This is a genomic window from Veillonella parvula (assembly GCF_047241225.1).
Taxonomy (GTDB): Bacteria; Bacillota; Negativicutes; order Veillonellales; family Veillonellaceae; genus Veillonella; species Veillonella parvula_O.
Map to the genome: position 1 here is coordinate 358,537 of NZ_JBKTIE010000001.1, position 12,544 is coordinate 371,080.

The window sequence follows — 12,544 nt, forward strand, 5'->3', positions numbered from 1 at the left end:
CTCTAGAACCCCAAAGAGTACATGTACTTTTTATTTTACGCGCGTGTAACTTTATTAGAACGAAGGCAACGAGTGCATACGTTTACTTTTTTAGTAGCACCGTCTACAACCGCCCGTACTCTTTGAATGTTCGGTTTCCAAGTTTTTCTTGTGCGAATGTGAGAATGACTCACGTTCATACCGCTAGATGTGGATTTACCACATACTTCGCAAAGGTTTGCCATAGTTTCCACCTCCAAGCTTAATCTATAACATAACAAAAGTATATTATCATAAAGAATAGCTTAAAGCAAGTATTTTTGTCGTATATATTGCTCTTTTTATGAAATATACTACAATATAAGGTATACTATATATCATATTCTAAGATATAAATGGACTTTTACACAAGGATATACAAAAATTGGATATATCTCATGTGTTTATCGTATATTTAAAGGAGTTTTTATGGATGAACGATTGACGACTATAAAGGGAATTGGTCCTGGTCGCGAGAAACAATTGCATAAATTGGGAATTACCAATGTTACATCCTTATTGACTTACTTTCCCAGAACCTATGAAGACCGGCGTACGATTTATAGAATTAGTGATTTAAAATCAGGTATGACAGGTGGTGTCGTAGGTACTGTTATTGCTGTACAAGAGAAACGCCCTCGCCCTCGATTGTCTATTTTAGAGGTAGTCATTGCAGATGGCACAGGACCTTTGAAGATTGTTTTGTTCAATCAAGGGTATAAAAAGAACTTTTACAAAAAAGGACAGCGTATATATGCATATGGTAAGGCTGAGTTTCAATATGGTTCCATGCAAATGAATACACCGCAAATGGAAAACTTAGGAGACGGTGGTGAACCAGATCGAGGTATCGTTCCTATTTACGCACTTGCTGATGGGGTATCTCAGTTTGTGGTTCGTTCATCTGTACGTAATTGGTTCGCGGCTAACCATGAATTACCAGAGATTTTACCTGTGGAGGTTCGTGAAGATCATCATTATATGAGTCGCTATGATGCTTTTAAGATGATGCATTTCCCAGACTCCTCAGAGCTCTATGAAAAGGCTCGTTATCAATTGGCTTATGAAGAGTTGTTCGTCATGCAAGCTGGCCTAGCTTTGTTGCGAAATAAAGAACAATGCCATAGAGGGCCTAAAATGGGACCAAATGGGGAACTAATGGCTCAGTGTATAGAGAATTTACCGTTTTCCTTAACAGGTGATCAACAACGAGCGTTAGAGGATATTCGTATTGATATGGAAGATGAACGACCTATGCAACGTTTGTTGCAGGGAGATGTAGGCTCTGGTAAAACTATTGTGGCTACCTTGAGTTTATTAAAAGCTATTGAAAATGGGTATCAGGGGGCATTGATGGCCCCTACGGAGATTCTAGCGGCTCAACATTACGAAGGGATACGAACTGTATGTGCTAATTTAGGTATTACCATAGAATTATTAACGGGATCCTCTACGAAAAAAGAGAAAGAATGCATCTATGAGGGCTTAGCAGATGGCAGAATCCAAATGATTATTGGAACGCATGCCCTTATCCAAGAGGGGGTTAATTTCCATAATTTAGGCCTTGTTATCATTGATGAGCAACATCGCTTTGGTGTAGATCAACGGGCGAGATTGCAACAGAAGGGAACATATCCTCATGTACTTATCATGACGGCTACACCAATCCCTCGTACCATGACATTATCCGTATATGGAGATTTAGCAGTATCTTTAATTAAAGAAATGCCACCAGGTCGAAAACCTGTTAAAACATATGCTGTAGATAGTTCTTATAAAGAGAGATTACGCACTTTCTTTGGTAAGGAAATGGCGGAAGGGCGTCAGGTCTATGTGGTGTGCCCTCTTGTAGAAGAATCCGAAAAATTAGACTTGCAAGCTGCTGAGGAATTGTATCTAGAATTAAAAGAGTACTTTTATAAGACCTATGAAGTGGGCCTCGTTCACGGTCGTATGAAGCCAAGTGAAAAAGATGAAGTGATGAATGCCTTCCATAGGGGTGAAATTTCATTACTTGTTTCTACAACAGTTATCGAAGTGGGGGTTAATGTGCCAAATGCGACCATTATGTGCGTTGAAGGGGCAGAGCGATTTGGTCTGTCTCAGCTACATCAGCTGAGGGGACGTGTAGGCCGTGGTGCTCATCAGTCCTATTGCATTCTTGTTAGTGATTCTAAAAATGATGTAAGTCAAGAGCGTTTAAAGTTGATGGAACAAATCCAGGATGGATTTGAGCTTGCAGAGCAAGATTTATTGATTCGTGGTTCAGGACAATTGTTTGGATTAGCTCAATCAGGACTACCTGATTTGCGTGTTGCTAATATCATCAAAGATATTGAGATTTTAGTAAAGGCTCGCAAGGATGTGCTAGATTTTGCAAATCAATTCGGAATAGAAAAATTAGAATTTATCATGAAAGAAGAATTAGAAAAAAGATTTGGTGAAAAATTTCTAAGAATATTGTATAATTAAGAGGTAGGATTAATAAGTATATAAGCATCGATAATATTAGATTTTATCTGGTTTTTTTCCTTGTTTATATGTCCTTCATACCGTATAATAGAACAAACAATTTATTTCATTTTTTCATCTATGGAGGTTAATATGCCAATTATTCATGTAGAGCTCGTCGAAGGGCGTACAAAAGAACAAAAGAAACAATTAGGTGAAGCAATTACAAAGGCTGCGGTTGATATCGTAAATGTTCCTGCTGATGCAGTAAAAGTTATCTTCGTAGATATGAAAAAAGACGATTATATGGAAGGCGGCATTTTGCGGTCTGAACGCTAAGGCTACGACTGACCGCCTAGTCCATAGGGACTAGGCGGGTCGTAGTTTTGTTTTATTATACGGAAAGGAAAGAAATATGAGAGACGATAAATTCGGTATGCGTGGACTAACTTTTGATGATGTATTATTAATACCAGCAGCTTCGGATATACTGCCTAATCAAGTAGAGTTAAAAACTCAATTAACTCGTGATATTACATTAAATATTCCTATGATTAGTTCTGGGATGGATACGGTTACTGAATCACGGATGGCGATTGCAATGGCTCGTGAAGGAGGTCTTGGCGTTATCCACAAAAATATGTCTATTGAAGAGCAAGCTCATGAAGTTGACAAGGTAAAACGCTCTGAACACGGTGTTATCGTTGATCCTATTTTCTTAAGCCCTCAAAATTTACTATCCGATGCAGCAGAACTTATGGAAAAATATAAAATTTCTGGTGTACCTATCACAGAACATGGTAAACTAGTAGGGATCATTACAAATCGCGATATGCGTTTTGAAACTGATTTAAGCCGACAAATTGGGGAATGTATGACAAAAGATTCCCTAGTTACTGCACCGGAAGGTACATCTCTTGAAGCGGCGAAAGCTATCTTAAGCGAACATCGTATTGAAAAATTACCTCTTGTAGATGGCGACGGTAACTTAAAAGGCTTAATTACGATTAAAGATATTGAAAAAGCGACTAAATATCCAAATGCAGCAAAGGATGGTAGTGGCCGATTATTAGTTGGTGCTGCAGTAGGTGTTTCTCAAGATTTGTATGATAGACTTGATGCGCTTGTATCTGCTAAAGCTGACGTAATTATTGTTGATACTGCCCATGGGCATTCTGCAGGTGTTCTTCGTACGTTGAAGGACATTAAACAAGCGTATCCTCACATTCCTGTAATTGCAGGTAATGTGGCAACTGCAGCAGGCACTGAGGCTCTTATCGAAGCCGGAGCTGATGCAGTTAAGGTTGGTATAGGACCTGGTTCTATTTGTACAACTCGTGTCATTGCTGGCATTGGGGTACCTCAAATCACAGCAGTCTATGAGTCTGCTCAAGTGGGGCGTCGCTATGGAGTTCCTATCATTGCTGATGGGGGGATTAAATATTCTGGAGATATTGCTAAAGCTATTGCGGCTGGTGCTAATGTAGTTATGATGGGTAATATTTTAGCGGGTACTGATGAAAGCCCTGGAGAAACAGTGATTTATCAAGGCCGTTCTTATAAAGTATATCGAGGCATGGGTAGTCTAGGGGCTATGAAACTCGGTAGTAAAGATCGATATTTCCAAACAGAAGCTAAGAAATTAGTTCCTGAAGGTATAGAAGGTCGTGTACCATATAAAGGTATGCTGGCCGATACAATTTTCCAAATGGTTGGTGGTTTGCGTGCAAGTATGGGGTATTGTGGATGTCATAACATCCAAGAAATGATTGAAAACACTCAATTCATTCAAATTACAGCGGCTGGTTTGAAAGAAAGTCATCCGCATGATGTAAGCATTACCGTTGAAGCACCAAATTATAGTGGTTGATAATGGAGTATTACATTGAATAAACGTATTTCTGTTTTATCTGTGCCTATCGATTGTGTCACAATGGATGAGGCAGTCCAACGTATTTTACAATTAACTGAACAGCCGGGGCTACATTTAGTAGCAACGGCTAATGCAGAAATGGTTATGTTGGCTAATGAAAATCCTACATTGCACTCCATATTGAATAATGCTAGTCTCGTCGTTCCCGATGGGGCTGGCATTTTGTGGGCTGCAGAGCGTCAAGGAGAACATGTGCCTGAACGCGTAACAGGTGTAGACGTAACTATGGAATTGTTTAAAGTTGCGGCGACTCATCAAATTCCTGTATACTGCTTGGGGGCGGCACCTGGTGTTGCTCAACGAGCGATTGGTAATGTATCTGCTCAGGTAGGTGCATTAAATATAGCAGGAATTCATGACGGATTCTTTGATAGTGCAGAGGAACAAGAAATCATTAAATCTATAGCTGAATCTAAGGCAAAATTGGTATTTGTTGCCTTAGGTGTGCCAAAGCAAGAACAATGGATTGCAGAAAAGTTGAGTCACCTCGATGGCGTAGTTGCCATTGGAATTGGTGGTTCCTTTGATGTCTTGGCAGGTAATATTCCTCGGGCCCCAGAATGGATGCAACGAAATCGACTTGAATGGTTGTATCGATTATATTTAGAACCTCAACGGATTGGCCGTATGTTGGCTATTCCAAAGTTTATGTGGACCGTTATTAGAAATAAATAGAGGAGTGTTGAATCGTGCCTACAGGACCAATAATTAAGGAAGGCTTTCCTCTGATAGGAGCTATGCTCATTATCACTGTGGTGTTAGGATATTTAGGACATTATGTAATTGCGATTATTTCATTTATTCTGGCATTATTTTTCGTCAATTTCTTTAGAAATCCTAAACGTGTAATCCCTCAAGATCCAGATTTGATTTTATCCCCAGCGGACGGTAAAATCATGGATATTTCTGATGTATACGAAGATATTTACTTACATAAAGAGTGTAAAAAAGTAACTATTTTCTTATCTGTTTTTGACGTGCATGCTAATCGTGCGCCTATTGATGGTAAAATTACGTACCGTCACTATACGATGGGTAGTTTCCTACCAGCATTCAAAGATGATGTAGGTTTTGAAAATGAACGTCATACTATTTGTATTGAAAATGATCGTACTTCCGTATTAGTAACGCAAATTGCGGGCCTTTTAGCAAGACGTATCGTATCTTGGACAGACCTAGATAGTGTACTTGAACGCGGTCAGTTGTACGGGATGATTAAGTTCGGTTCCTGTACTGAGCTCTATATGGATAAGGATGTAGAGTTGTTCGTGGAAAAAGGTCAACATATTACAGGCGGTGATACTGTTATCGGGAGGTTACGACATGAATAAATCTATTATTCCAAATTTATTTACTAGTGCAAATTTAGCATTTGGTGTTCTTGGTATTACGTTGTCTGCTACAAATAATACCTTCTGCGCAGCTATATGTATATTATTGTCTCTAGTAGCAGATGGGTTAGATGGTCGTGTAGCAAGAGCTTTAAACGTTGCAGGACCAATGGGCCGGGAACTTGATTCTCTGTCTGATGTAGTGGGATTTGGTGTAGCGCCTGCCTATATGCTTTATATGAAAGAATTATATGGTTTAGGATGGATTGCATATGTGCCACTATTAGCTTTTGCAGTGCTTGGTGCATTTCGTTTAGCGCGATTTAATATTAAAACTGACGAAGTTCATGGCTATTTTGAAGGTTTACCAATTCCAGCCGCTGGATGTTTAGCAGCGACCTACGTATTGTGTGGCGTATCGGTACCTCAATTTGTGTTGGTAGTTTGTATGATTGGTATAGGTCTCCTTATGGTTAGTGAAGTTAAATATCCCGATTTTAAAGGTAAAAGTGAGATTTATATCAATAAGCTTTCTATTGTACTCACAGCCATATTTGTTGTAGCTTGTCTCGTGTATGATTGGCATACATGGGCCGTTATGATTTTTGCTGGCTATGTAATGTTTGGGCTTATTAACGGGGCTTTAAATATAGTGCGTAAATAGATGTGTGGAGGAGAATAGTATGAATTACCTACTGGATCTATTACTGATTCCTATGCAGGTAATAATCGTAATTTATACGGTTTATTATTTTATACTCGCTGTCGTAGGTATGTGGCGATCGCGAGTACATAAAAATTATACCCCTAAAAATTCCTTTGCCATCGTTGTATGCGCTCATAATGAGGAAGCTGTTGTTGGTGAGTTAGTTAAAAACTTACGTGGCCTAGATTATCCAGATGATCTGTACGATATTTTTGTAGTTGCCGATAACTGTACAGATAAGACTGCGGAAGTAGCAAGTGCTGCTGGCGCTAATGTACATGTACGTGAAAATAAACAAGAAATAGGTAAAGGTTATGCCATGGGGTGGATGTTTGATCGGGTAGAACAAATGGATCGGAAATATGATGCATTTCTGATTTTTGATGCCGATAATTTAGTACATCCTCAATTTATGTTAGAAATGAATGATCATCTTGAAAAAGGTGAGTCTGTAATTCAAGGTTACTTGAACTCTAAAAATCCAACTGACTCTTGGGTAGCCGGTACGTTCTCTATCGCCTTTTGGATGGTTAACCATATGTGGCATTTAGCAAAATATCGTCTTGGATTATCTACGGCCTTAGGTGGTACAGGCATGTGTATTCGTACATCTATTATTCGCGAATACGGTTGGGATTGCAATAGCTTAACCGAAGATATGGAATTTTCCATGAAACTATTGACTCATGGTATCCGTACTTGTTGGGGGCATGATGCTATCGTATATGATGAAAAGGTTACGACTATGATGGCTTCTTGCAGACAGCGTTTACGATGGGCTCAGGGGCAATTTGACTGTGCGGGTCGATATATTCCTAAATTATTTGCTATTGGTATCAAAACAGGGAATATTATGATTTTGGATGGTATATTCCAAGTGAGTCAACCTTATTTCTTATTGTTGACAACCGTATACTTGGTGTTATCCTACATCAATGCGTATACTCCAATTTATACAAATATTTTGTATCAAATTATGCCTATGTCTGTATGGACAATTATAGGTGTTGGTCAATATCTATTCCCATTAATTGTATTGTTGAAAATCAAGGTACCACCAAAGATTTGGTTCTACTATTTACTATATCCATTATTTGTTTACTCTTGGATTCCAGTAAATATTTTAGGGTGGTTCCGCCGTCATAATAAGGTATGGTCTCATACAGTCCATACGAGAGCTGTGGGCTTAGATGATGTTAAATTAACACGTATGGGCAATATGAATAAGAATGAAAAATAGAATCTGTAGGAGTGACTATGCATATTTTAATGTGTAATGACGATGGCATTTTAGCAGATGGTTTACGTCATCTTGCATCGTATTTAAGTCAATATTATAGAATTACCGTTGTAGCACCTGCTAATGAGCAAAGTGCTAAATCTCATGCATTGACGACCGAGGTTCCATTGAAATTAGATGCTTGCAATGGCGAGGATGAAAATCCTCGCCTTTATGCTCTAACGGGAACGCCGTCCGATTGCATGAAGTTCGGTCTCAGTTATTTATTGACTGATGATATGCCAGATCTTGTAATTTCTGGAATTAATCATGGATTTAATTTAGGCTCTGATGTATTGTATTCCGGCACTGTTTCGGCAGCTATGGAAAGTGGTTTTTACGGTATTCCCGGTTTAGCATTATCTGTTGAGAGATATTCTGTTGAACGGGGAGACGAGATGCATCCATTTATACATGAATTGATTGAGAAAATTTATGTGGCGGGCCAGTTTAGCGGTTTACTAAATGTGAACTTCCCATTACGTGGCACATGTGATTGGGATCATTTTAAAATGGTGAGCCAAGGCTTACAAACCTACAGTAATATTATCGAAGCTCGTATTAATTCAAGAGGACAGGATTATTATTGGTTAGCTGGCGAGCTAGACTATGGTGCTGAAAGTGTTCCTACGGATGTAGAATTTGCCCGTAAAGGCTATATTACAGGTGTCGCACTCACATGGAAACAACAATGTGATACGGATATGAAAAGGGTTCAAAATATTTTAGATGAAATATAAAAAATATGTTGACATTGCTTAGGGATGTCTGTATAATAACAAATGTTCCGATACGCCGGAGTGGCGGAATGGCAGACGCACTTGACTCAAAATCAAGCGGGTAACACCGTGTGGGTTCAAGTCCCACCTCCGGCACCAACATTAGGCGGTAAGACTTTTGTCTTACCGCCTATTTTTATATTTATGAATTTATATACTATAATATACATTATTAATTTCATGAGGTGACAGTATGGATCAAGGTGTAATTGATTATATTACAAATATCTTTGATATTCCTAAACTTACTCAACAGGTTAGCGCTGTACAGATGCCATTGCCATTATCTCGCTTGGCAGAAATACCATTAGATGGATCTGTAAATCAGTGCCAAGGATTTTGTTATAATTCCAAAAAAGACGTTTTTGCTTTAGCTTGTATTAATTCAGATAATACGAAGCAAATTATTTATGAAATTAATCCAAAAACTTTTACTGTTGTTGCAAAATATGAGTATAGTTATAAAAGTTTATTAGGTCATATGAATACCTTAACTTATAATTCTGTTAATAATCGTTACTATACAACAAATGCTGTTGTAAATGGATATAACCTTACTCCTATTGAAGCGGATAGCATGATTGTTGAAGCACCGATTAAACTAAAAGAGAAAGTTTTTAATTTTGCATATGATAAAGTACGCAATGAATATGTATCAATTGTGCCTTTAACAAACTCTGAACGGACAATTAATTATTACGACTCCAATTTTAATCGTATTCGTTCTTATAAAATTGATGCTAATCATACAAACTTAAATAATAACGGTGCTTACGCAACTAATGGAAATACTTTATTTACGACGTTGACAACCTTTGTATACGTCGATGAAGAGGGAGTTGTTAAAAATATTAGCCCTTATGCTTCTGGAATGGAAGTAGAAGACATGGATTGTCGAAATGGTCAAATGTATATGGCGGTCAATCGCAAAGGTAAAGTTGAAATTTATAGTTTGTCTAGCCTACCATTTTCGGTAAATGTCTAGATACTACCTATGTTTTAATCCCCTTTATGAGTGTATAATAATAGTATTAGAGTATTTTAGGAGCTATTATGAAATTAGGGAATGATATTATAGAGATTGACCGTATACGTCAAGCTATAGAGAAATCAAGTTCATTTAAAGCGCGCGTTTATACGATTCATGAGATTGAATATTGTAAAAGTCGGAATAAAGGATGCTTCGAATCCTTTGCAGGTATATATGCTGCAAAAGAGGCTTTTATTAAAGCTTTAGGTACAGGGATGAGGTATGGATCATGGCAAGATATAGAGATTTATCATGATGAATGGGGCGCACCCTTAATTCGTTTACAAGATACTTTCAAAGATATTTACGAAACATCAGGTTATACTGATATTCATGTATCGATTAGTCATTGCAAGGATTATGCAATGAGTACAGTTATACTTGAAGGAGCATAAGATGAATATTTTAACTACAGAAGATGCTCGATTTATAGATCGAGAGGTTCCTAAGCAATTAGGAATTTCTTTAGAAATCCTCATGGAAAATGCTGGACGTGGTATCGTAGATGCCTTATGGGGAGAGTACGATTTATTTTCCCTGAATAATGGCCGTTCCATAAATAGTTTTGTTTTATTTATATGTGGTACGGGTAATAATGGGGCAGATGGCCTTGTAGCGGCTCGCCATTTGATGGAGCAAGGCGTACCAGCACAAATTGTACTAGTAGGAGATATAAACAAGTGTAGTGATCTTTTTGCAGTGCAAATTGAGCGCTGCAAAGCTATGGGCTGTAGCATCGATATGTATGATGAATTCAATGATTGGTCCAACGTAGCCATCGCTGTGGAAGGCATCATGGGAACGGGCTTTACTGGAAGGTTAAGAGAGGTGACCATCGATATATTGAATGATATTGATACTATGCGTAGTCAGTATAATTTTGATTTGTGGGCTATTGATGTACCTGCAGGTTTGGATGCTACTACTGGTCATGTAGCGGAAGGCACACTGACCTATGATTATACTGTTACTTTTGGAGCTATCAAACAAGGTTTGTTATTATATCCCGGAAAGGCTATAGGAGGAACCGCTGTGGTTGCTCCATTGGGTGCTCCTTGGCAGCAGGTACTGGGTGAACGTGTTAGAACTATAACCATTGATTCTGATTTAGCAGAAAAAATTATCAACTATCGTACCCCAATGGCGCATAAAGGTGTCAATGGAAACACTTTAATTATTGGTGGTTCAAATGATATGATAGGAGCCCCTATTTTGGCTGCTGAAGCGGCAGTTCATAGTGGTGCTGGTAAAGTAACATTAGCTGTACCCAAAATAATTAAACAGATTGTACAAAGCCGTGTCATACCTGAGGTGATGGTTACTTCCACAGAGACTAATAAAGAACTTTTTGATTGTCGCCAAGTTGTTGCTATGGGACCAGGCCTAGGACGCACTAGTGATATTCCTAATTTTGTAGATTCTATTTTAGATAGCTACGAAGGTCCATTGGTTCTTGATGCAGATGCTCTTTATGCATTGGGCCATGTAGGTTCTGTTGATAAAGATGCCTTGCGTGATGGTGAGATTGAGTCTATATACGCGGTGAAACAAGATCTACCTTATTGTGTTATGACACCTCACTTAGGTGAATTTAGTAGACTTATTGATTTACCTATTAAATGGATTGAGCGCCATTATATTACGTTGGCTAGAGAATTTGCTAAGGCTCATCAAGTTATTCTTGTACTAAAAGGAATTCCTTCAATTGTGGCATTACCTGATGGAACAGTGTATGTAAATACTATCGGTAATGCGGGCATGGGTACTGGCGGTATGGGAGATGTGCTGACTGGTGTAATTGCTGGTTTTATAAGTCAGGGTTATTCACTACAAGATAGTGCTGTTCTCGGTGTATATGTACATAGTCGTAGTGCAGATATTCTGAATGAAACAAAGAGTTGGGGTTATACTCCGAGTGATGTCAGTACTTCTTTAGGTTGTGTTATTAGTGAATTGTTGGGAGATTATGAATGACAAATAGAATACAACGCTTTATAGCTTTCTTGTTGGTATTATGTATTCCTATCTTCGCCATTGCAGGATGCACAAATAATGATGTAGCAAACGCAGCAAATCAAGTAACTACTAACGCTAATGGGACTTACTCAATCGATACTAAAACGACTACCCCTGAAGGTAAGCTAGATGTATATATGCTAGATATTGGTCAGGGGGATGCTATATTACTTAAGGTAGGCGATGAGTATAGCATGATCGATACTGGTGACATAGAACATCGTGAAAATATTGTAGCTCAACTTAAAACTATGGGTGTAACAAAGCTAAAAAATATTATTATCACACATCCTCATGCTGATCATATGGGTGGTTTTTATGCTATTGCAAAGGCTATGCCTATTGAACATGTATATGATGATGGTATTGCTGTTGATAATAATATGTACAAAACCTATGAAAAATGGATTGAGAAAAATAAAATTCAACGAACTACTTTGAGAAGTGGAGATGTAGTTGATTTTGGGCATGGTGCTGTATTCATAGTATATGCTCCTTGGGTTGAACCTTTGACTGATAAAAAAGGAGAGACAGATCTTAATAATAATTCTATTGTAGGTAAATTAATCTTCGGTAAATTTTCTATGCTCTTTACGGGTGATGCTGAATTACAAGAAGAGAAAAAACTTATAAAAGAGCAGAATTCTAGATTGTTTTCTCGTATTCTTAAGGTAGGTCATCACGGTTCTCGTACAAGTAGCTCTGAAGATTTTTTGAAATCTATTAAGCCTGAAAGTGCATTAATTTCAAATGGCATGTATAATAAGTATGGTCATCCTCACGATGTGACATTACGTCGCTTGCAGGAAAATAATATTGCTATTTACCGTACAGATACGATGGGACGTATTCATATTAGTACGGATGGGAATGAATGGCAAATTACAACTGAACGTTAGTTTTGATTGCTTATACAAAAAATAATTTTATGAAACTGTTTTTTGTGTATTCTGAATAAGGTCTTTATATAGTAATATGTGTAATCGGCATACTAATCTTCA

General features: G+C 38.0%; 13 protein-coding genes and 1 tRNA gene. 13 read left to right on the forward strand and 1 reads right to left on the reverse strand.

The genetic code is table 11. The annotated features are described in order from the left end of the window. Positions 1 to 35: 35 nt before the first annotated feature. Positions 36 to 224: a 50S ribosomal protein L28 gene (gene rpmB, locus ACLRYO_RS01670; protein ID WP_008601135.1), complete on the reverse strand. Its 189-nt coding sequence runs from the start codon at positions 222 to 224 to the stop codon at positions 36 to 38. Between the two features lie 223 nt (positions 225 to 447). On the opposite strand from rpmB, the gene recG reads away from it, so the two are divergent. The 13 genes from recG to ACLRYO_RS01735 all read left to right on the forward strand — a co-directional run bounded on the left by recG (position 448) and on the right by ACLRYO_RS01735 (position 12,442). Then, entirely contained in the window at positions 448 to 2,490 is a 2,043-nt protein-coding gene (recG, locus tag ACLRYO_RS01675) for an ATP-dependent DNA helicase RecG (protein WP_413084646.1), read from the forward strand. 132 nt (positions 2,491 to 2,622) lie between these two features. Continuing rightward, on the forward strand, positions 2,623 to 2,808 hold the full coding sequence (locus ACLRYO_RS01680; RefSeq protein WP_004696087.1) for a 4-oxalocrotonate tautomerase: 186 nt from the start codon (positions 2,623 to 2,625) through the stop codon (positions 2,806 to 2,808). Positions 2,809 to 2,884: 76 nt separating this feature from the next. After that, positions 2,885 to 4,339, forward strand: a complete 1,455-nt coding sequence (guaB, locus tag ACLRYO_RS01685) for an IMP dehydrogenase (protein WP_004696085.1) — start codon at positions 2,885 to 2,887, stop codon at positions 4,337 to 4,339. A 15-nt stretch (positions 4,340 to 4,354) separates the two neighbouring features. After that, positions 4,355 to 5,077: a WecB/TagA/CpsF family glycosyltransferase gene (locus tag ACLRYO_RS01690; RefSeq protein WP_008714075.1), complete on the forward strand. Its 723-nt coding sequence runs from the start codon at positions 4,355 to 4,357 to the stop codon at positions 5,075 to 5,077. 14 nt (positions 5,078 to 5,091) lie between these two features. After that, complete coding sequence (locus ACLRYO_RS01695) at positions 5,092 to 5,733, forward strand: phosphatidylserine decarboxylase family protein (protein WP_004696080.1); 642 nt, start codon at positions 5,092 to 5,094, stop codon at positions 5,731 to 5,733. Then, positions 5,726 to 6,397: a CDP-diacylglycerol--serine O-phosphatidyltransferase gene (gene pssA, locus ACLRYO_RS01700; protein WP_119563056.1), complete on the forward strand. Its 672-nt coding sequence runs from the start codon at positions 5,726 to 5,728 to the stop codon at positions 6,395 to 6,397. Before ACLRYO_RS01695 ends, pssA begins: the two co-directional genes overlap by 8 nt. A gap of 19 nt (positions 6,398 to 6,416) precedes the next feature. After that, positions 6,417 to 7,679 carry a glycosyltransferase family 2 protein gene (locus tag ACLRYO_RS01705; protein WP_004697272.1) on the forward strand — a complete coding sequence of 421 codons (1,263 nt, stop codon included), beginning with the start codon at positions 6,417 to 6,419 and terminating at the stop codon, positions 7,677 to 7,679. Positions 7,680 to 7,696: 17 nt separating this feature from the next. Beyond that, complete coding sequence (gene surE / locus ACLRYO_RS01710; protein ID WP_004697320.1) at positions 7,697 to 8,458, forward strand: 5'/3'-nucleotidase SurE; 762 nt, start codon at positions 7,697 to 7,699, stop codon at positions 8,456 to 8,458. 54 nt (positions 8,459 to 8,512) lie between these two features. Further along, positions 8,513 to 8,596: transfer RNA gene (locus tag ACLRYO_RS01715), tRNA-Leu, on the forward strand. A gap of 94 nt (positions 8,597 to 8,690) precedes the next feature. Continuing rightward, a complete protein-coding gene (locus ACLRYO_RS01720; RefSeq protein WP_008601125.1) occupies positions 8,691 to 9,482 on the forward strand; it encodes a hypothetical protein in 792 nt (263 codons plus the stop codon). Between the two features lie 68 nt (positions 9,483 to 9,550). Next, positions 9,551 to 9,922, forward strand: a complete 372-nt coding sequence (gene acpS / locus ACLRYO_RS01725; RefSeq protein ID WP_118091287.1) for a holo-ACP synthase — start codon at positions 9,551 to 9,553, stop codon at positions 9,920 to 9,922. Position 9,923: 1 nt separating this feature from the next. Next, entirely contained in the window at positions 9,924 to 11,501 is a 1,578-nt protein-coding gene (locus tag ACLRYO_RS01730) for an NAD(P)H-hydrate dehydratase (RefSeq protein WP_128113897.1), read from the forward strand. Continuing rightward, a complete protein-coding gene (locus ACLRYO_RS01735; protein WP_118091285.1) occupies positions 11,498 to 12,442 on the forward strand; it encodes a ComEC/Rec2 family competence protein in 945 nt (314 codons plus the stop codon). Before ACLRYO_RS01730 ends, ACLRYO_RS01735 begins: the two co-directional genes overlap by 4 nt. Positions 12,443 to 12,544 lie beyond the last annotated feature (102 nt).